This is a genomic window from Paenibacillus sp. J31R122 (genome assembly GCF_056269185.1).
The window spans coordinates 287701-308871 of the sequence record NZ_JBWDNM010000008.1; the positions used below are offsets into that span (position 1 = coordinate 287701).

A 21171-nucleotide genomic window follows, 5' to 3' on the forward strand; every position below is an offset into this window, starting at 1 on the left:
TCAATATCAAAACGGAGGTGTAAACGAGTGAAAAAACAACTGAAACCAATAATTACGTCAATTATGGTGCTTACATTAGGCTTATCGTTATCCGCATGCAGTCAAGGGTATTCAGCGAAGCAAAATACATTGCGAACAAAAGATAATGTTAGCCGTATGGAACATAAAACGACGCCCTACAATAAGGAAATAATCGATGGCAATTTAAGCACAAAAGACAATAGGTTCAATTCGATGAATAGTAAGGCGAATACGTTAAACCCTAAGCAAGAAGCGGATGAATTGGCGAAGCGGGCTCGAAAAGTTATCGGTGTTAAAGAAGCGACTGCCGTTGTGAATAACGGACAAGCTGTTGTTGGCATCGATGTAGACAATACGGGGAAAAAATCAATTATAGAGAAACAAGTGTATGCCGCGTTGAAAGGTCAATATCCGCAGTACGAAATTCACGTAACATCTGAGCCAAAATTACATGATAAAATTAGATCACTGAATACAAACATGTCAACAGGTCATCCTATTAAAACGTTAGGAAATGATGTTGCTCTTATCATCCGAGATATCGGAGAAGCAGTAACAATGCCTTTGCGATAAATACATGATTTAATAATGGGTCGGCAGCTCAATATGAACTGTCGACTCCTATTCTCTTTCTAAGGAGAGTTTCAAATTGAAAAAATGGCGATCGTTTTGTTTTACAGGATGCAGCATGTTGCTAGCTGTTATTCTTTTATGCGGATTTGGATATCCGGTTAAGAAAGACCGTCTTTTTTATGAAAAAAGCGGGGAGGTAATATGGGAGGTTCCGACGGAGGATAAGAAAATAGCGCTGACCTTTGACGACGGACCTTATCCTGAAACGACAGAGAAAATACTTGATTTGTTGAATAAATACAATGCAAAAGCAACATTTTTTGTGCTTGGAAATAAGGTTATTCGCTATCCCGAAATGATAAAACGGGAAGTGGCTGAAGGTCATGAGGTTGCGAATCATACGTACAACCATGTTTATTTTTTACGATCAATTAGTTCCGACACCATTCGGCAGGAAATATTGAAAACGGAGAAGGCCTTAGAAGAATTAACGGGAAAAAAACCTCATTTATTTCGTCCCCCTGGTGGTTACTATAATGATCAATCGATACATATCGCCACTGAGCTTGGTTATAAGACGATTTTATGGTCCTGGCATCAGGATACGAATGATTGGAAAAGCCCAGGCGTGAATCAAATTATTAATAAAGTGCTCAATAACGCTCGAAATGGAGATATTGTGCTGATGCATGACTATATACCGGGCTCGATGCAGACGGTTAAAGCGTTGGAAAAGATTTTATATGAGCTTGACCAACGAGGGTTCGAATTTGTTACTGTTTCTGAATTAATGCAAGGCAAGAAGAGTATACCGATTACAAAATAACAAATTCGAATAATTTTTCAAAATATAGGATACTCGAACTACTCTCAGCATTAAAGTATAGAATTATATAAAAGCCGTTAGGTATAAATACCTGACGGCTTTATAAATTCACTATTGAGAAATCAACTTTAATGGTCGCTCTGCTGGCCCTTCCACAACATCTCCAGTAATTGAAAATCTTGAACCATGACAAGGACAATCCCATGTCCGGTCCCCATTATTCCATTCAACTTCACAGCCCATATGTGTACATGTTGTATCTACGAGAAATAGATTACCATCTTTATCCTTATACGCACCTGTTCTACGACCGTTAACTTTTACGATGCTTCCTTCGTCATTAGCTAGATCCTCTGGCTGCTTATGGATAATTTCCAGCTTACCTTCAATGAGATGCTTTGCTACATCTGCATTATCTATAATGAGATTCTTCATTGTGTTCAACGACATGGAACGGGAGGGCGAATAGAGCTCTTCAAACGGATTCTGTTTTTCTAAAATCAAATCACGAATAAGCAATGCAGCTGCGGTACCGTTTGTCATACCCCACTTTCGGTAGCCGGTAGCAACGATAATATTGGGTGAGGAGGCGGTAATTCGACCGATGTAAGGGATTTTGTCACCTGTTACTAGATCCTGAGCGGACCATCGATATGCGATTTCTTCCAATTGAAATTGTTCTTTAGCATATCTCTGCAGCTCTTCATAATGATTGATTGTGCATATACCTTGACCTGTTTTATGGCTCTGTCCGCCGACGAGTATGAGCTTAGTTCGATCCTCTAACTCAACATAACGAATTGAACGCTTAGGATCCTCAGCACTTAAATACATACCGCTTGGGTAGTCCTCCTTAACCTTGATCCCTAGTACATAGGAGCGATCCGCATGCATCCTTGCAAAATAAAAGCCAAGGCCATCGTAAAATGGAAAGTGTGTGCATGACACTACATGCTTGCAAGTAATCTGGTGCCCGCTGCTCGTCATTACTTTTGGCAATGACCCTGTCTCAACGTCAATTGCGGTAGTGTTCTCATAAATGATGCCTCCCGCATCAACTATTTTTTTGACTAGAGCGCTTAAATAATGAAGAGGATGAAATTGGGCTTGGTTCATCATTTTAACGGCAGCTTTAGCCGGTACCTGTAAAGGAATGTGGTCCATATATGTACCTGGTATCTTAAGCAAATCATATGCTAACATTTCATTTTCTAATTTAGTTATGTAGCTTTCAGAATTGGTAAACATATAAGCATCTTGAGCAGAATAGCCGCAAACGATATTTAATTTTTCAATAGTACTTTGAATAAATCGAAGGGCGTCATCATTAGCTTTGTAATAGAGGGATGCTTTTTCATTTCCTTCACGTTTCATCAATTCATCATAGATTAAATCATGTTGTGCTGTTATTTTTGCAGTCGTATGACCGGTTGTTCCATTCAGTAATCTGCCGGCTTCTAATAGAATAACTTTGAATCCTGCTTGATTAAGCAAATATGCAGTTGTTATCCCGGTTAGGCCTCCACCGACTATAGTAACGTCTGTCTCAACAGATTGTTCAAGCTTTGGGAAGGCTGGTATTTCAGTTGAATCAATCCAATAGGATTCTGGAAATTGTGGAAACTGAATGGGGCTAGTCATAATTTGTATCCTCCTCGATTAATGGCATCATTAATGTTTACGATTTTAAAAATTATATTCCGTTTAAGCGGTATTACTTGAATGAGTTGGAAAGCTCATTCGAAAATATCTTAATGCCATGAACCCCTGTCTTATCTAGACAGGGGTTCATGGTTAGTATGAAGAAAATCAAATCAGTTTCTAAGCGCGGTCACCATCGCGTCCACGGCTTCTCATGCCTGCTAATCCAAAAAGGCCAAAAAGACCAATCCAACCCCAATTATAGCCTCTAGTTCCTGTCGCTTTTGCTTTATAATTATTTGTGTGCACATTTGTTCCAGTATAACCAGTTGCATTTGTTCTGTAATTATTATAGTTCATGTTCGTTCCAGTATAGCCAGGTGTAGTTGTTCTGTTGTTGTAGTTGTAGTTATTGTAGTTATTTGGATTCACTTCTGTTCCTATTGCACGAGTGACATCGTTCACGCCTCGGCTGACATCATTGATACCGCGATTCACATCGTTTTTAATATCAGTTGCAGGTGTGTTAGTGCTGTAATTCATGTTGTTTGCAAAAGCAGGAATAGCGGAGAGCAGCATCAAGCAAGCGATAAAACTGAATGACAGTATTACTTTCTTCATTTACTTACCCCACCTCAATTAGATTTAAGTACGAGCTTATTTTCTACATGGGGGGGATGATTTATACGATGGATTCAAGTAATGAACACACTTGATATTGTAATTTCAGCTTATTAATTACCAAACTTAATTAATTTAGGCTGGCGAAGCAGACCTGATTCCGTAAACTCTAATGCAGTAACAAGGCATGGAAAATGAACACTCAGCCAGACGATATCTGACTTCTTCATCCCTTGCGAAAGTGTTTGAAATGGACAAACCCCGGGATGCTCCTGCATAAATTGCATCAGTACCTTTTTTGATGCGTTGTCCAGCCCTGATACATGACCTATGTATCGATCCTCGAACTGCAGCACAAGGCTGGAAACTTGTCCATTCCTTAATTTAATGCCGACAACGTCTGCGATAATTCGTAATTCCTTTCTCTTTTTAAACCAATCCTTATGTTTTTTTCCTTCCGTATAAGGACTGTCTAATCGCTTCGAAATGATCCCTTCCCATTCACGTTCATTAAGCCATTCCCATAAAGACTGCCCGTCGAAAAATAAATCACTAACGAATAGTCGAGGATTCTTATGCGGGAATTTAGCGGCAAGCAGATCGTATCGTTCTTGGAAAGGGAGGGAGCGCAGATCCAAGCCATTATCATTTAGAATGTCGAATGCGACGAAAAGCAAGGAGTCATCGAAAGAGCGTTTCCTTACGCCTAAGCGAGCTCGTTGGAAGTTTGGCCTTGTTCCATCGAAATATGCGATCTCACCGTCAAGTATACAAGCACCGAGCCTTAATGTCTTAAGCAGCGCTACGATTTCAGGGAAAGTATCGTTTCGAGGCTCAAGCCGTCTGGAAAATAGTTCTACGCCTCCGTTGCCATCGAGCCGCACTAAAGTGCGAACACCATCCCACTTTACTTGGTATCCCCATTCAGGTCCCGTTGGGATATCAGGAGAGGTAACGGGAGCCATAGGTATGGAGGGCAGCGGCATTAGTGTCATGATACATGATCCTCAGCCTTCTTGTTTGGGCTTTTCCGCTTTCTTTTGGGCGCATCAGTAACTGGAGGTGCTTTTGTAGCATCGAGACTGGCTTGCAGCGCGGCCATAAGGTCAATGACATTGGAGCGAGAAGCGGCTGATGGTGCAATAATATCTATGCTCTCGCCAGTAATTTTCTGTTCAATTAATTCGATTAAGGCTTTACGGTAATCGTCTGTGTATTTCTCAGGCTCAAATTTATCACTTAGTTGATTGACAAGCATAATGGCCATCGACAGCTCTTTTTCACTAACGTTCGTTTGACCTGGCAAATTAGGAACTTGTGATATCGACCGGATCTCATCAGGAAAAAACATGGTTTCCAAGCATAAGCAGTTATCAACGATGCGAATCGCGGCTAGGCTGCTTTTGCTGCGAATCGATATTTTAGCGATTCCAATTTTTCCAGTTTGCTTGATTGCCTCCAATAAGAGACTATAAGCACCGGAGCCTGCCATATCAGGCGAGAGATAGTAGGCTTTCTGAAAATAAAGCGGATCGATATCTGTAAGGTCTACAAAATCGATTATTTTAATTGTTTTCGCCGATTCCGGCTTGATAAGATCAAGCTCTTCTTCTTTGATAATAACGTACTTATCCTTCTCGTATTCAAAGCCCTTTACAATCTCATCGAGCCCAATTTCCTTATCACAATGACGGCATGTCTTTGCGTAAGATATCGGCATACCGCATTCTTTATGAAGGCTGCGGAAGTGAATATCCTTATCTTCTGTCGCTGAATGCATTTTAACTGGGATATGTACGAGTCCAAAGCTGATTGCACCTTTCCAAACAGTATGCATCTATTTCCCGCCTTATCTTTTTTCGATTAAGATGCTCAAAAAAGGTACGAGTTATACGGAAATAGATTGATTTTATTTAGCCTGCGTGCACATATCTAGCAACAATAATTAAGATTTATTTAAGTTATTGCTGCGTGTGTGTTAATAAGATGTTAAATTTTCATTTGTAGAATAGGGTTTATTGATATTGATAAAAACAAATGATTATTGTAGGGCAGAGGTGCAGATTGATGATGCGTAAATGGATGTTTGTAGTGCTGGTCGTTGTGATGATAGCTGCAGGAGGTTGTTTCTCGTCAGACTCACAAGAGGGACAGAGTGGTGCAAAGAAGCAAGAGCTTACGAAAGTGAATTCGGTGGACAAGCTTCAGGAAAGCTACGATTTAATTGTTGTCGGGACGGATCCGGAAGGGATCAGTGCGGCTGTTTCCGGTGCGCGAAATGGTTTGAAAACATTGTTGGTAGATAGTAGAGATCGTGAAATTTTGGGTGGTTTAATGACGATTGGATGGTTGAACAGTATTGATATGAACTGGGTTAAGCCGAAAAAAAGCTTCTCCACTAAGGAACAAGAGCACTTAAATCAAGGTATTTTTACTGAATGGTACAATAAAATTGAAGGACATTCCTTTGATGTTACGACAGCAGCAAATGAGTTCAATAAGCTGGTCAGCACAGAGGAAAATATCGATCTTTATATGAAATCGCAGGCCATTGAGCCAATGGTCAAGCAGGACGATAAATCGATGTTGGTGGAAGGCATTATACTTACAGATAAAGACGGGAAAAAGCAAAACATATTAGCAAAAGCAGTTATAGACGCTACTCAGGATGCTGACATTGCGGCTGCTGCCGGCGTTGCATTTACGATCGGACGCGAGGATCAGGGGGACAAGGAATCAGCGATGGCAGTGACTGCCGTCTTCCGCTTGAAAAACATCGATGACAAAGCTTGGAAGCTTATTACCAAGCGACTTAGTGATGATGGGGACGAGGGTACGGGTTCCGATAAAATGTCAGCGTGGGGATACGGCAAAGAAATGAAACAATATGTGCCGCTTAACAAGGAGCGCGCGATGATGCGGGGTCTGAATATAGGCAGACAAAATGATGGTACGATTCTAATTAATGCGCTGCATATTTTCGGAATAGATGGATTAGATCCGGACTCGCATAAGGAAGCTTTAGAGATTGCGCGTGATGAGCTGCCTAATGTCGTGAAATTTTTAAATAAACTCCCTGAATTTAAGCATGCTGAGCTGGATGGAATTGCTTCTGAGCTATACGTTCGTGAGACGCGGCACATGATCGGTCTATACCGATTGAGTATTGTTGATCTGTTGGAAAATCGTGACCAGTGGGACAGAATCGCCCTCGGTTCTTATCCAGCCGATATTCAGAAAACTTCACCAAGCGATAACGGCGCGATTCCCGTAGACCCACTAAGGTACGCGGTTCCTTTCCGAAGCATTGTGCCGCAAAATGTGGACGGTTTGCTTGTTGTGGGACGTTCTGCTAGTTACGATACACTTGCTCATGGAAGTGCCCGCGTTATTCCTACTGGAATGGCGGAGGGTCAGGCCGCTGGCGCTGCAGTCAAATTGGCTGTAGACAAGGGGATAACCTTTCGGCAATTGGCCGAAAATAAATCATTTATTACCGAACTGCAGAAGCAACTTACGGAACAGGGTATGGTCCTTGAGGAATATACGTTGAAGCCTCAGTCTTTTATGGAGCACAAGTCATATCAAGGGCTCAAGGCTGCCGTTTCTATGGGAATTGCTTATGGGTCTTACGGCAACACTGCATTTAATTTGGATGAAGCATCCAATCCACAGCGTATGGTGAATAAGGTCAGTGGGATGAGGAAGATGTATCCGACTTTTTTTGAAGACGACTTAGCCGCGTCGTTGAAAGATGTGGCAAAGCCAGCAAATGCAGAACTTACTTTGCAGCAAGCAAGCTTTACAATAGCTAAAGCATTGGATTTAGATATAACACTTGATGAATCACAGGCTGCATTGCAGAGTAAAGGTTTTTTAAGTGAAGCTACCATTGACGGCATCAAAAATAAACAAAAATTAACGGATGGCGATACCTTTATGATGCTGAAGGAAGTAGCTGAAAATGTTGTTGGAGTGAAATTCAAGTAAATAGGAATGCAGCTAATGCAAGGGCTGCGACGCTTATTTTTCCTTAGTTAAAGTATACCCGAAAAGCGGTGAGACCAATTGAACCAGCAAAAGAAGCTGTGCGACGATCGAAATCCATAGACCATAATTTCTTAGTCGTTTTTTATAGGCTTTACTCGCCATATGTCAGCACCTGATTGATTAAGGCATGGATGCCTTACCCTCTCTCATATACTCCTAGTGTTTAATGTTGGCATGAATTTGGAGGAGAAGGAGGGGATAGGTATCCAAAGTCATGAGGATCTGCTCTTTTATTTGAACTCACTTGAGAATGAGATCAATCAATTGATGATAACAGCTATTAACGCTCCGGAAGGAATAGAGCTTCTAAGTGAGAAGCTGGATCATCTTTGCCAATTTATTGTTTGCGAGGAAAATGAGAAACGATGGAAACAATGGGGAGGCCGTGAAGACATCAAGCACAGCTCGGAACGCCTAAGAGAAACATCCGCTAATGCATTATGTATGATTGAAAAAATGAGATCAATTGGAGCATACACTGAAAAAAGGAATGTGAATCAGTATATGTCGCTTCTATCTGCATCCGTTAAAGAAGAATGGAGATATGCGCATATTGACCGGACATCCAAAGTTTTATTTATCGGCGCCGGCGCTTATCCTATGTCAGCTTTTATTATTGCGAGGGAAACGTCTGCGGAGGTGATTTGCACGGATATTGACGATGAAGCCGTTCATCACGGAAGAAAATTAGCTAGCTTTCTGGGGTTGCAAGGGATCGTTCATTATTCGGACAGTCACTTGAGAAACTCCGAATTTCTGAGGGCGGCCACACATATTTTTATTGCATCTCTTGTTGCAGAGAAACTTGAGATTATAGAGGAACTAAAATCTGGAGTCCATCCTGATTGCAAAATGATCGTACGATACGGGAACGAATTGAAGTCTTTGTTCAATTATCCTCTGGATCTAAACCTGTTAAAGGAATGGAAGGTGAATTCGATATACCAGGACAAATGTATCTATAATACGCTCATCCTAGAAACACAAAAGACGGCAGCTGGGTTTGCTTGTAATCGTTGAACGTAGTACATTCCGGTGAAAGCGTCATATGGACACTTAATCAATCTGCCAGCCTGTTTGAATCTATTTGTAACATACGTTCGTTTGCTATAAAAAGTCACTTTCACAGTATGAAGACCCTCTACATTGTGGAGGGTCTTCGTGCTGTTTAGAGGAAATAACCAGTATCGTATTCGTCTAATGGAAGAGGGTTGAGTAACTATTTGCTTGGATTTCGTTCTTGACACACAGTTGTCAACAAGGGTGGCTTATGATTGCTTCAGATACGGATTCACTAGTAAACTTAAACAAAGAAGGGAACGGGATTCAAATGAAAAAAGCACAGAACAAAATAGGGGTTATCGTTGCAGGGCTTCTGCTCGCCATTCTAATGGCTTCTATGGACAACACGATTGTGGCGACAGCGATGGGAACGATTGTAGGAGAGATTGGGGGTCTCGACAAATTCGTATGGGTCACATCTGCTTATATGATTGCGGAGATGGCGGGCATGCCGATATTCGGAAAATTGTCTGATATGTATGGACGAAAAAGCTTTTTTATATTCGGAATCGTTGTGTTTATGATTGGCTCTGCATTATGCGGATTAGCTGAATCAATTGTTCAGCTCAGTGTTTACAGAGCAATTCAAGGTATTGGCGCCGGCGCTATGGTATCGATAGCATTCACGATCATGTTTGATGTCGTCGCACCTGAAAATAGAGGAAAGATGACGGGAATGTTCGGAGCCCTATTTGGTTTGTCGAGTATTGCCGCTCCGTTGCTAGGTGGCTATATAACCGACCATATTCAATGGTCTTGGATTTTCTACATCAATTTACCGCTCGGTTTAATTGCTTTCGTCTTAATTGTATTCTTTTACAAAGAATCCAAAGAGCATTCCAAGCAGAAGATTGATTTTCTTGGTGCTTTCCTATTGGTTGGGGCGATCATCTGCCTCATGTTCGCGGTTGAGCTCGGAGGTAAAGAATATTCCTGGGGATCCCCTCAAATATTGGGCTTGTTTGCGGGTTTCGTAATTCTCACAGTTCTACTTGTGTATGTGGAAAGAAAGGCTGCTGAACCGATCATTTCATTCCAGATGTTCCGAAACAGACTCTACACAACAAGCAATCTGGTTGCTATGCTTAGTGGAGCAACGTTCATGACCGCATCGATGTTTATACCGATTTACATTCAAGGCGTATTGGGCGGCTCTGCGACTAGCGCAGGACTTGTGCTCCTTCCAATGATGGTTGGTTCGGTAGTGACAGCGACTGTGGGAGGATTTTTGATGTCTAAGCTGCCGTACCGTTCGATCCTGATTCCAACGCTCATCATCCTGATCGCTGGAATTGCACTTCTGGCAGCGCTGACGTCGGAATCGCCGCGGTTCCTCATTACGGTTTATATGATCCTGATCGGACTTGGCATTGGAGCTTCCTTCTCAGTACTCAGCAGTGCTGCAATACATTCGTTTCCGGTTACGCAGCGGGGAGCGGCGACCTCTACACTGAACTTCAACCGGTCGCTCGGCATGACACTAGGGATTACGATATTTGGCATTATTCAGAGCCATTCACTGACTGACAAGCTGACGAGGGCGTTCGGTAGCAATGGAGCGGCAAAAATGCCCACGGACGTCAACTTCAGCGACCCGTACGTGCTGATGAATCCCGCAATCCGCCAATCTATGGACGGGAAAGCGCTGAGCACGATTACGGAGGGACTATCGTCTTCGATCGTCGTGACCTTTGCATGGAGCCTCATCCCTGCAGTACTAGCGCTGGCCGCCGCATTCATCATGAGCAGAGAGAAGCTGGACCCAGCCGTACAAGCGGACGGATACGCGTCTTCGCATTAATCACCAACAATTAATTATTCTGGAATGGAGGTGCGGGAATGAAACTCGAACGGCTTATGGCCATCACGATACTTTTATTGAATCGTAGGCGCGTACAAGCGCAAGAATTGGCTGATCGGATGGAGGTATCTTTGCGTACGATTTATCGTGATTTGGAGTCTTTGAGTCTCGCCGGAATTCCCATAGTATCGTATACGGGAGGGGAAGGCGGCTATGAAATTATGGATAGCTTCCGTCTGGACCGGCAAATGCTTTCATTTGATGAGCTTATTTCCTTATTTACCGCACTGCGAGGTCTCCAGTCGACTCAAGCGATGAATCATTCAAGCATGGAACGTTTACTCGATAAGGTTGGTGCACTGGTCTCACAAACGGAACAAGGACGACTGGCGGACAGCGATCAAATTCTTATCGACTTTACCCCATGGAGAAAAAGTGAGGTAGAGCGAGACAAGTATGAGTCGCTGCAAAAAGCCGTCATTAATAAAAAGCTGATCCGGTTTACCTATACGGACGGCAAAGGAGGAGAGACTGAACGGTGCATCGAGCCAATGGGGCTTGTGTTAAAAAGGTACGCGTGGTATCTGCATGGTTATTGTTTGAACCGCGAGGATTATCGGATTTTCAAACTTTCCCGTATTCGGGATCTGCAGACTCTTGCAGACTCCTTCAACCGTAAAACAATAACGCTCACTAAATTGAATGAACGATGGGGGATGCCTCGAAATCAACAGACAGTTGATCTTGTCCTTCGATTCACAGGTGAGGCTATAGTTGCGGCTACGGACCATTTTGATGAGAGTGTGATTGAAAGGCTGCCAGACAGCTCACTTCTTGTAAGAACTACATTTCCTAATGAGAAGTGGATAATCGGCTTTTTACTTCAGTTTAAGACGGGTTTACTTATTCTTGAGCCAGCCCATATTGCTGCAGAAATAAGGAAAATAGCATTAGAAATATCGACTTTGTATCTCGATTCTGGACACATTGCTGACCAAAACATAGGTTATGATTAAATATAAAGACCATTAATAGCGCACGTCTGAAAACGAATCACTAATGCTATGAATAAAAGCTTAATCAGGGAACATCATATACGTGTTAAGCAAATTATGAATAGGTTGGTGATTTTAATTCACACAAAAAAACTCAGTCATTTTTTTCTGATCTTCATTATACTGATTACTGCTACGGGCTGCCAAAAACAGGGATTAACACATAAAGAACAAGATTTAGTCCGAGTAAAATCGATAAACGGTGATCACAAAAAGAAAGTCGTTTTACTGCTTATCGATTCTTTAATGGCTCAAGCAATTGATAGAGGCATAAAGGAAGAACAACTTCCCACCTTCCAGTTTCTAATTGAACATGGCCAATATTATAAAGATATGGTCAGTTCTTTTCCTACTATGTCCGTGACGATAGATAGTTCTCTGTTTACAGGTACATATCCGGATGGTCATCGTGTGCCTGGCTTGATCTGGTATTCGACGAAAGAAAAAAAACTCGTTAATTATGGAACCGGGCCAATGGAGGTGATCAAGCAAGGCGTTGACACGGTATTGGTTGACGCGTTGATCAACTTGAATGGTAAGCATTTAAGCCGACAGCTGCCTACCATTTACGAGGACTTGGCAAAGCGCGGGTTGAAATCCGGCAGTATTAACGGTTTGATTTATCGTGGCAACGCTGATCATACTTTATCAATCCCACTCTGGATACAAGGCCCTGCTTCGTTACCAAAAACAATTCCTGTAAAAGGACCGGATTTTTTAGCGCTGGGTTCATTGTCCGATCCACTTAAAGGCACTCAAAAGCTGCCTGACGGTTTAACCAATCGCATGGGTTTAAACAATCGTTTTTCTGTTGAAACCGCTAATTATTTAATAAAGGCAAATAAATTACCTGATTTTTTATATGTTTACCTACCTGACCTCGATCAAAAAATTCATAAGAAAGGCCCTAAGGAGCTAGATGGAGTCAAAGAAGTAGATGGACAGCTTCAATCTATATTACAGAGCTTTGGTTCGAGAGAGGAAGCATTAAACAAGGCGATTTTTATTGTCGTTGGAGATAGTGGAATGACCCAAATATTTTCTGAACAAAATAATCCGAAAATCGATTTGCCTTCCTTTTTCAGCGACTATCAAATGTTGCGTCAAGGCGAAACAGTAACGGATGAAACGCAAATCGTACTCGCAGTCAATGAAACCATGGCTTATATCTATAATCTTAAAGCGGATAAACCACTATCAGACATTGCCAATATATTAAAAGCCGATCCTCGTATCGATTTCATTTCATGGAAAGAAAAGGAGTGGATTTACGCAATTCAAGGAAAAACTTCCAAGGTGCTCAGATTTAAAGCCAATGGAAAGTTTATTGATCCATATCGACAAAAATGGACGATCGAACAAAATGCAGAGGTATTGGACTTGAAAATAAATGCTGTGAAACATACATTGACTTATGGTCGGTATCCTGATGCATTGCAACGGTTGTTCGGAGCACTACATTCTCACGAAGGTGATTTTTTAGTTGTCACTGCAAAGCCGGGCTATGAATTGGCAGCCAGCAGCTCTCCGACGCATAAAGGCGGCGGAGGCCACGGATCTCTAGGTCAAGCGGAATCACTAGTTCCCCTTATTGTTAGTGGAACCGATCAGAAGCCGCAATATTTGAGGATCATAGATTTAAAATCATATATGATTAAGCTGTTAACAAAATAGCGATTGGCGAAAGGCAGCCTAATCCGGGCGGGAATTTACCGGGCAAGGCTGCCTTTTCTCGTGAAGGCATTAGGCTTACTCGTTCTACTGTCCGCCGCCGCTGTGCGCTTTGCGCCACTCGGTCGGCGTAACGCCTATGAAACGTTTAAACACAGTAGCAAAATGCTGACTCGATTGATAGCCAAGCTGATGCGTAATGTCTGTTACAGAATCTTGGGATTCCGTAAGCTGCCGGCAAGCTTCCTTTACGCGAAGCCTCTCGACGAAGGTGATTGGTGGCTCGCCGGTGTATTCCTGAAACGTTCGGTAAAAATGGGATGCGCTAACGCCGGCAAATGCGGCCAGCTCCTCAACGGTTGGCCGCCACTCCGGTTCCATGCTGATTTTGTCGATCAGCAAATCGAATTGACGCAATAAATCAACCGCTACTGTGCTGCTGCCAGTACCAGGTTGGATAAATGCAAGCAACAAGTCTAGAATGGCATGTCTAATGGCTATCCCTTGCAAAGGACTTTCTTTCATCAACGTTTTTTTTAGCTTCTTGAAAGAGTCAATAGCATTTAACCCGATATGAACCACACGCGGCAATTGAGATAGCTCGTGTTCAATTAACTTGCTTTCTTCAGGAGGGAGTTGAAGCCAGCCTTGATGATGGGGGGCGGTTATGATGATCCACCAAAATTTGCAAGGCTCTATGACGTCGAAGCCGCCACGGTGTCTCTCTCCAGGGCGTGTATAGAATAAATCGCCAGCCTGTGTTTCGTGAAGGACATTATTGAGCTCCCAGTAGGCCTTACCCCGCTCTACGAGAACGAATTCGTAGCATCCGGGGTGTTCATGCTCGAAGAGGGGCAGCGCTTTGCGTATCTCGTCGCTTCCAAACAAGACGAACTCCGGCACCGGTCTGATTGGAGGGTTGTTGTATATATCATAAGTCCAACGCGCGTTTCGGGTAGCAGCAACGGCCCCGTTTTTTTTGGGAATCAGGCTACTATCAGGAGGTTGCTGATTATCCGTCAAAATGATCCACTCTCTTTCTAGATGTTTCTATACATGTTTTTATGTTTCTCATCCTACTTCATATTAATAAGAACGTCAAACGAGGCCATCAAGAGTTAAGATGACAATTGTGAGAACAATATCAACAACATCAACAGCAACACACTTTAAGGGGGATTACAAATGACATTAAAACCAGATCGCCAGTATAAAATTACTCAGCAAGATAAGGATACATTTAATAGAGACGGGTATTGGATCAGTCCGAAGCTAATTGATGATGAGCAAATCGAACGTTTGCGTATAGCACAAGACCGTATCTACTCGGGTGATTATGATGGGAACTTTGGGCCTATGCATCCATTTAAGCTTAGCGACAATCCAGATGCTCTTCGTAAGTTTGACAATGGCTGGTGGGTCAACGATGAGGTATTCAAAACAGTTACCGATCCGCTCATCGGAGAACTATCTGCTGATTTACTTGAGGCGAATGAAATTCGACTTTGGCACGATCAGGTTCTTTCTAAGCCTGGTATCGGGAACAAAACTTCCGTAAGTGGCAATGTTGGCTGGCACCAAGACTATGGCTACTGGCAGAGTTCGGATACACCAGAAATGATCACCGTTTGGATCGCGCTTCAAGATACTGATTTAACGAACGGTGCTATGATGACCATTTTGGGGTCGCATAAATGGGGATTGATACCTGACAGTGCTGCATTCTTCGAACAGGATATGGAGTTATTGAAAAATAAATATTCAAATGGCCGCGACTGGGTCGAGGAGCCTTGCATCTTGAAGGCTGGTCAAGCGAGCTTCCATCATGGCCTTACATTCCACGGTTCTGGACCGAATCATACGAATGATCCAAGACGAGCGATAGTAGCGCATGTCATGCAGGGCGGAACGGGCTACAGTGCCAGCCCTCAGAATCATGGCAACGTTCGTCTACTAGGACCGCGTCCTGTCAAAGGTCAACTATTCGATAACGGATTTTTCCCAGTGTTGTACAAGCGATAGAGTAAGGAACTAGCGGGAATGTGCCGGGCGACAAGGAAAAAAGAGTAGTCAGGAATTCTCTTCTGGATCTCTATTGAACGATAAGATATCGCTGTGAGAGGATATATTCATCTCTGACAACTTATAGGCAATGTTAAATAAGTTCAAAATGTGAAACTAGTGAGTGATTCTGTTCGGAGATACGTTCCGGAGATAATCTGTTATTTGTGCGAAACACCTCTTCTACTTGGTAGTTGATTGCTTACAACAATCACTATATCAAGTGGGAGCGGTGTTTTTTATTTCGCAAATCTTGCCTATTAGAGTCGGCGTTTGACTGAATCCTCAAAATATTTACCAAATTTTCGCGCTGCAAAGTTTCAGTTTAGAAGGATTTTCCACCATCGCTGTCGAAATACGTAGAATATGTTTTTGAAATGGGGGAAAGTATCCTTTGAAACTACGTAATCAATTATTGGGTGGAACCGTCCTATTTGTTTTATTATCCGGAGGAGCAAATGCATCATATGCGTCCAGTCAGAGCTTATCGCCAGAAAAGTCCACTAATATGAGTGCTGAGCATGTCGAGCGGAATAAATCCATTTCAAATAAAGCAACTGTTGCAAATATTGTTGATATTACCAATCTGCGCAAAGGGCCAGGTCTTGATTATGAGATTGTCGCTAGGGTAAAGGCGGGTGATTCATTTCCAATCGTTGGCTTTAAAGGGGAATGGTATCAGTTATCGCTTAAAAGCGGTGGTACTGCTTATGTTGCTAATTGGGTCGTGGAAACTGATGTGATTGACACCAGCGAACCTACTTCAAATGGTGAACAAAAAACAGAGAGTAATGAGGGGAAAAATAGCAATCAAGCTAAGAAAACAGTTGTTAACATTGAGGACACGACTAATTTGCGAAAAGGACCAGGTCTTGATTATGAGATTGTCGCTAAGGCGAAACCGGGTGAATCGTTTCCGCTTGTTGGGTCAAAAGGGGATTGGTATCAAATATCCCTTCCAGGTGGAGCTACTGCTTATGTAGCCGATTGGGTCGTGAAAACTGGAGATATTAGCCAAAGCGATAGTAAGGTGTACATCTATCATACCCACAATCGTGAATCTTGGAAAAATGTTGCTCGTAACACAAAGGGAAGCTCCTTCGATGACCCAGAATTGAATATTACTTTGGTAGGCAAGCAGCTGGCGCAGCATTTACAGAAAAAAGGAATCCCTTCATTCGTTGAAGAAGCTGACTTTGCAAGCAAACTGAATGAACAGAAATTAGGCTACTCGCATGCTTACTCAGAGTCACGTAAAGCTGTGAACAAGGCGATCGTGTCTAATTCTTCACTGTCCTACTTCTTCGATATTCATCGAGACGCCGATATTCCGCGTAACAAAACAACGGTTACTATTAATGGGAAAACATACGCACGCATTATGTTCATCATAGGCGGCGGTAATCCAGCCTATAAGGAAAATAAGAAATTCGCCGAACAGTTGCATACACTGTTGAACAAAAAATATCCGGGAATATCGAGAGGCGTTTTGCTAAAAAGCTCCCAGCAAGGAAATGGGGAATACAACCAGTCTGTCTCTAACGGGAGTTTACTGCTGGAATTTGGGGGCATAAACAACACACTACAAGAAAACCTGCAATCAGCAGAAGCCTTCGCCGGTGTGTTCGCGGAGTATTATAAATCAATAAAATAGATGTGGAGGCAATGCAGCGGGTAAGAGCTGCGTTGCCTTTTATTTTGGAATTAGCGCTGAGCGCGGCTTTTTTTATTTTATGAGTAAGTAATCAGAGTTGCTGATTGTATATTTTACATTTACTATTGGTTACAATGGAACTAGGCAACTATTAATTCAATAGTATTTAGTGTATAAAAGCATGCTTATCACATTAACGAATAAGGCTGATGAAAAATGAACGTAATCGAAGAATTTGAATTCAAATCAACATCATATCCGATCATGAAAGATCAACAACTCCTAGAATTATATACGTCAAACTTACGGTATACGAATATTTTTTGTGATTTAAAAACTTCATAAGACAAGGCAACTCCGAAACAGAAAACTGCTTAAAGACCTTTGAACCATTCGCTCATTGCCGCTCGGGCTAGACAAGCATAACAGTTCCGAATATGAGGGAGGAAAGCTCTTATATTTTCTTCATATATCTGATGTTTTGTTTTCCCGAAGCTCCAATGCCTTTATATCCGAGGTTGTCATAGTTGAACCTCCTTTGAATTTTGTTACGTGAGACGCTCCTTATAACTGGTAATACTGATTAAAAGGGGAACAGAAAATAACAACGGTCAGCGTGAACATGGTACTGACACAACGCTAATTATGATATAATTCAAGAATAAAGGAGGGTGATGATCATGCAATTTAGTCTAAAAGGTCCTGATGGAACTGTCATTGAGTCCTATCATAAAGACCGTAAAGAATTCATTCGTATCGCAGGTATGGAATATGAAGTGTACAATCCCGTTGACGACCTGGATTCAGACCCTGAAATTAGACAGATGATCGAAGCTTCTGAGAAAGACATTAAGCAAGGGAAAGTTTATTCGACAGATGATCTGGTTGAAGCGATAAAGCGTGGTGAATTGTAATTGATTGTTCAATGGACCGAAACGGCAGTGCGCCGACTCCAGCAGATCAAGAGCGATCATTACACACAACAAGAGACGATGGAATATAAGATCAATCTAATTCGGCGGGTGGAAGAAAAAGTAGTCAGTATGGGAACGATCATGCCATCGCGTGAATATCGCAGCACCAATTATTGCATCGTCGATCGTTATGTTGTGTCCTATAAAGTGTTGGATCAGGGCGAGCGATATGTGATTACTTCTTTCAAACATGGCGCAATGAAACGCAATCTTAAATATTAATTAGAAGCCGATTCATACATGAGTCGGCTTTTTTGTGTTTGATGTTATACTCATTGCTAATTCGAAGTTTAGCCTGCGTTATTTGTTGGGTGAAATGAAAGTAAGGAGTATTTAAAAATACAGAAATTTCGAAGGTTTTTGGGCTAATCATGTCGAATATTGCAAATTATCAGCGTACGAAGAATTTCTTTGCATGGAGGCTAGTATCAATGAGTCAATTATTAGGAAGTAATTTTAAAAGCTCTATTATTGATCAAATAAAAAATTGTACCCGTTCCATCACAATTATCTCACCTTATGTTACTTTGCCAGCTGTTATGGAATTAACAAAGGCTCTTCCTGCTACAGTAAAAAAAGATGTCTTGTCACAGTGCCACCTGGTATAGAGTATGTGACAGGCAGTGTGGATATAAAGGCTTTGGAAATGCTTAGGCAGATAGGGTTTGAAATACGGTGTTTACCAAATCTGCATGCCAAGATTTATTTACTTGATGAGAAGAATGCGTATATAGGCTCTGCTAATTTCACCTCCAATGGCTGGGAATTGTCTGAGTCATCCGTAAAGGGGAATGTAGAGGATATGATCATGATCGAGACAAGTAAGAGAGATCGAGATCATATCAACTCACGTTACATAACCAATTCAGATATACTTGACTTAAATGGAGATTGGAAAATTGACGTTGAAAAGTATAAAGCAACTTATCTAAAGCAATATCAGAAACTTATGAACTCAATTGTTATCAACTATTCAACTCAGGAGTTCTCAATGTATTCAGATTATCAAAATCCGCCTAAAGGGTTTGAATATCACTTTAGGTTTACATTATCAAAAACGACTGGAAATAAAATCAAAAAGGAAAAGAAAGGCATTGTTTTAAAATTAGGCGGTGAAAAACAAACGCCTCATGCAACACTTAACATCCCTTTTAATAAATTCAGGAAATTCTTAACGAGCAAATATTCAACAGATAAACGCGAAGATTGGCAATTTCGATTATATATTGATGATGCACAAAACATTACACTGAAAATCAAAAATGAAGTAATTGTGATTGCTAATAATAAACTAAATGGAATTCTTAGTGTTAAGTTTACTAAGGTTCACAACGCAGAGTAATGTACAAATTCTTACCAGTTCCCATATATCAGGTTAGTCAAGCAATGTCTAAGATGATTGAGTTCTAGCCGGTTCTCGTGGGGGAACACGGTTTGCAAAGTTGCAAATATGTAGGTTTTTCACCCGAAACCTCCCAATAGAATGAAAAACCTGCAGTTTCAGGTTTTCCTTAGGAACAATAGTAAAAGCTCGGTGCCGGCTGTGACGGTCCTCAGCGGCCACAAAGATAGATAAGTAGATTTATATAAGCGTAAACTATAAATTCTATACAAAAAAAGACACCTGTGAGGTGTCTTTTCATATGGATCCACTTATATATTTAACTAAACAAACTTCCTGCTCGTCTTCTTCCCATCACAGCTAAACACAATTTTCTTATCCTCAACCATCGTCTCAAGATGGACGTTCTTGCCCCAAAGCTGCACGACGTAAGGAAGAGTCCGCTCCACATATTTTAAATCCAATTCCGTACCCTCGTATTGATGGATTAAGTACAACTCTCCAGCGCGGTTGAAGTCGCCGTCTTTCACCATAAGGCTTGGGAAACCGCCGTTTACCTTGGAATATACGAGCTGCTCGCGGATGTTCTCCCATGATTTATCGGTAATTTTCCACTCGGGACCTTTCTTCTCGAAAATATAGAGATCAAGATCATCAACTAGAGGCTTCGTTAAATAGTTGCGGAGAAAGGAGATATCGGAATCATTTTCCCTGACCTCGAACATTTTCTCTCTTCCTTTGCCAGGCTGACGGCCGAAACGCTCCTGCTCCTCTTTCGTTGGATTATCCCAGCGCTTCTCGATATCCTCAAATATTTTCAAACCTAAATAATACGGATTTAAGCTATGGCGCGATGGCTGCACAACCGAAGAGTTGAGACTGGCAAATTCAATCGTCTCGTCACTTGTGAGATCAAGCTCTCGAATGATGCGTTGATGCCAATAGGAAGCCCACCCCTCGTTCATGATCTTGGTTTCGATTTGCGGCCAGAAGTAGAGCATTTCGTCACGCAGCATCGTCAAAATATCTCGTTGCCAATCCTCTAATACAGACGAATATTCCTCAATAAACCAGATGAGGTCTTTCTCCGGCTTCGGAGGGAATCGTTTAAGCTCGGCAGCAAGAGCAGCCTCCTCGGCTTCAGCATCGGGGTTTGGCTCTAAGTTCCACAAATCCTCATACACCGAAGGAAGTGGTGGGGTTATTTTGGAGGAACGCTCCGTTTCTTTGCGAGCCATCTCGATATAACGCGCTTTATCAAGCTGGTAAGGTTTAATTAATGTCGGGTCCACATGCTCCTGAATGGAAAGTACAGCATCAATAAATTTCTCAACAGCTTCTGTGCCATGATCCATCTCATATTGATGGATGCGATCCGCGGTAGCGGACATGCTCTCGACCATGTTGCGGTTCGTTACACTGAAGCGGGAGTTATTTTTGAAGAAATCACAATGCGCGAGTACGTGTGCGACGATCAGCTTATTCTGGATAAGTGAATTGCCTTCAAGCAGAAAAGCGTAGCAGGGGTTCGAATTAATGACTAGCTCGTAAATTTTGCTTAAGCCAAAGTCGTATTGCATCTTCATTTTATTAAACGTTTTTCCAAAGCTCCAATGACTAAAGCGAGTGGGCATACCATAAGCACCGAAGGTGTAAATAATATCTGCAGGACAGATCTCATACCGCATTTGGTAAAAGTCGAGTCCAAAGCCTTGTGCAATTTCTGTTATTTCATCGATGGATCGCTCCAATGCGCGAATCTCATCCTGGTTCATCTGTCATCCCTCCGTATTTGCAAATACGATTCATATCATATGTA

General features: G+C 42.0%; 20 protein-coding genes. 13 read left to right on the forward strand and 7 right to left on the reverse strand.

The window, feature by feature from the left end:
- Positions 1-27 precede the first annotated feature (27 nt).
- The gene (locus tag AC0YN7_RS15745; protein WP_475810956.1) at positions 28-594 is read left to right on the forward strand and encodes a YhcN/YlaJ family sporulation lipoprotein; all 567 of its coding nucleotides are present in this window, start codon (positions 28-30) and stop codon (positions 592-594) included.
- A 76-nt stretch (positions 595-670) separates the two neighbouring features.
- Entirely contained in the window at positions 671-1420 is a 750-nt protein-coding gene (locus tag AC0YN7_RS15750; RefSeq protein ID WP_475810957.1) for a polysaccharide deacetylase family protein, read from the forward strand.
- A gap of 111 nt (positions 1421-1531) precedes the next feature.
- Here AC0YN7_RS15750 and AC0YN7_RS15755 read toward each other — a convergent pair whose 3' ends face one another.
- The 4 genes from AC0YN7_RS15755 to ku form a co-directional block, all read right to left on the reverse strand.
- The gene (locus AC0YN7_RS15755; RefSeq protein WP_475810958.1) at positions 1532-3061 is read right to left on the reverse strand and encodes an FAD-dependent oxidoreductase; all 1530 of its coding nucleotides are present in this window, start codon (positions 3059-3061) and stop codon (positions 1532-1534) included.
- Positions 3062-3241: 180 nt separating this feature from the next.
- Entirely contained in the window at positions 3242-3682 is a 441-nt protein-coding gene (locus AC0YN7_RS15760) for a WGxxGxxG family protein (RefSeq protein WP_475810959.1), read from the reverse strand.
- A gap of 113 nt (positions 3683-3795) precedes the next feature.
- Positions 3796-4677, reverse strand: a complete 882-nt coding sequence (locus AC0YN7_RS15765) for an ATP-dependent DNA ligase (protein WP_475810960.1) — start codon at positions 4675-4677, stop codon at positions 3796-3798.
- Entirely contained in the window at positions 4674-5519 is an 846-nt protein-coding gene (gene ku / locus AC0YN7_RS15770; protein WP_475810961.1) for a non-homologous end joining protein Ku, read from the reverse strand. Before ku ends, AC0YN7_RS15765 begins: the two co-directional genes overlap by 4 nt.
- 230 nt (positions 5520-5749) lie before the next feature.
- Between ku and AC0YN7_RS15775 the strand changes: the two genes are divergently transcribed.
- Positions 5750-7672 (forward strand): FAD-dependent oxidoreductase, encoded by a 1923-nt coding sequence (locus AC0YN7_RS15775; protein WP_475810962.1) that lies wholly within the window; start codon positions 5750-5752, stop codon positions 7670-7672.
- 33 nt (positions 7673-7705) lie between these two features.
- Here the strand turns inward: AC0YN7_RS15775 and AC0YN7_RS15780 are convergent, their stop codons facing one another.
- Positions 7706-7834 (reverse strand): phage holin, encoded by a 129-nt coding sequence (locus tag AC0YN7_RS15780; RefSeq protein WP_475810963.1) that lies wholly within the window; start codon positions 7832-7834, stop codon positions 7706-7708.
- Positions 7835-7906: 72 nt separating this feature from the next.
- On the opposite strand from AC0YN7_RS15780, the gene AC0YN7_RS15785 reads away from it, so the two are divergent.
- The 4 genes from AC0YN7_RS15785 to AC0YN7_RS15800 all read left to right on the forward strand — a co-directional run bounded on the left by AC0YN7_RS15785 (position 7907) and on the right by AC0YN7_RS15800 (position 13324).
- A complete protein-coding gene (locus AC0YN7_RS15785) occupies positions 7907-8752 on the forward strand; it encodes a nicotianamine synthase family protein (protein WP_475810964.1) in 846 nt (281 codons plus the stop codon).
- Positions 8753-9062: 310 nt separating this feature from the next.
- The gene (locus AC0YN7_RS15790) at positions 9063-10595 is read left to right on the forward strand and encodes an MDR family MFS transporter (protein WP_475810993.1); all 1533 of its coding nucleotides are present in this window, start codon (positions 9063-9065) and stop codon (positions 10593-10595) included.
- A 38-nt stretch (positions 10596-10633) separates the two neighbouring features.
- Positions 10634-11611, forward strand: coding sequence for a helix-turn-helix transcriptional regulator (locus AC0YN7_RS15795; RefSeq protein ID WP_475810965.1), 978 nt, complete (start codon positions 10634-10636; stop codon positions 11609-11611).
- Positions 11612-11707: 96 nt separating this feature from the next.
- Complete coding sequence (locus tag AC0YN7_RS15800; RefSeq protein WP_475810966.1) at positions 11708-13324, forward strand: alkaline phosphatase family protein; 1617 nt, start codon at positions 11708-11710, stop codon at positions 13322-13324.
- Positions 13325-13408: 84 nt separating this feature from the next.
- On the opposite strand, the gene AC0YN7_RS15805 is transcribed toward AC0YN7_RS15800, so the two are convergent.
- Positions 13409-14344, reverse strand: coding sequence for a helix-turn-helix domain-containing protein (locus AC0YN7_RS15805; RefSeq protein WP_475810967.1), 936 nt, complete (start codon positions 14342-14344; stop codon positions 13409-13411).
- A gap of 162 nt (positions 14345-14506) precedes the next feature.
- On the opposite strand from AC0YN7_RS15805, the gene AC0YN7_RS15810 reads away from it, so the two are divergent.
- The 6 genes from AC0YN7_RS15810 (at position 14507) to AC0YN7_RS15835 (ending at position 19352) form a co-directional block, all read left to right on the forward strand.
- The gene (locus AC0YN7_RS15810) at positions 14507-15343 is read left to right on the forward strand and encodes a phytanoyl-CoA dioxygenase family protein (RefSeq protein ID WP_475810968.1); all 837 of its coding nucleotides are present in this window, start codon (positions 14507-14509) and stop codon (positions 15341-15343) included.
- 433 nt (positions 15344-15776) lie between these two features.
- Positions 15777-17036, forward strand: a complete 1260-nt coding sequence (gene spoIIP, locus AC0YN7_RS15815; protein WP_475810969.1) for a stage II sporulation protein P — start codon at positions 15777-15779, stop codon at positions 17034-17036.
- A gap of 680 nt (positions 17037-17716) precedes the next feature.
- Positions 17717-17950: a hypothetical protein gene (locus tag AC0YN7_RS15820; RefSeq protein ID WP_475810970.1), complete on the forward strand. Its 234-nt coding sequence runs from the start codon at positions 17717-17719 to the stop codon at positions 17948-17950.
- Positions 17951-18232 carry a hypothetical protein gene (locus AC0YN7_RS15825; protein ID WP_475810971.1) on the forward strand — a complete coding sequence of 94 codons (282 nt, stop codon included), beginning with the start codon at positions 17951-17953 and terminating at the stop codon, positions 18230-18232.
- Between the two features lie 209 nt (positions 18233-18441).
- The gene (locus tag AC0YN7_RS15830) at positions 18442-18618 is read left to right on the forward strand and encodes a hypothetical protein (protein ID WP_475810972.1); all 177 of its coding nucleotides are present in this window, start codon (positions 18442-18444) and stop codon (positions 18616-18618) included.
- Positions 18603-19352, forward strand: coding sequence for a phospholipase D-like domain-containing protein (locus AC0YN7_RS15835; RefSeq protein ID WP_475810973.1), 750 nt, complete (start codon positions 18603-18605; stop codon positions 19350-19352). Before AC0YN7_RS15830 ends, AC0YN7_RS15835 begins: the two co-directional genes overlap by 16 nt.
- Positions 19353-19675: 323 nt before the next feature.
- Here AC0YN7_RS15835 and AC0YN7_RS15840 read toward each other — a convergent pair whose 3' ends face one another.
- Complete coding sequence (locus AC0YN7_RS15840; protein WP_475810974.1) at positions 19676-21127, reverse strand: SpoVR family protein; 1452 nt, start codon at positions 21125-21127, stop codon at positions 19676-19678.
- Positions 21128-21171 lie beyond the last annotated feature (44 nt).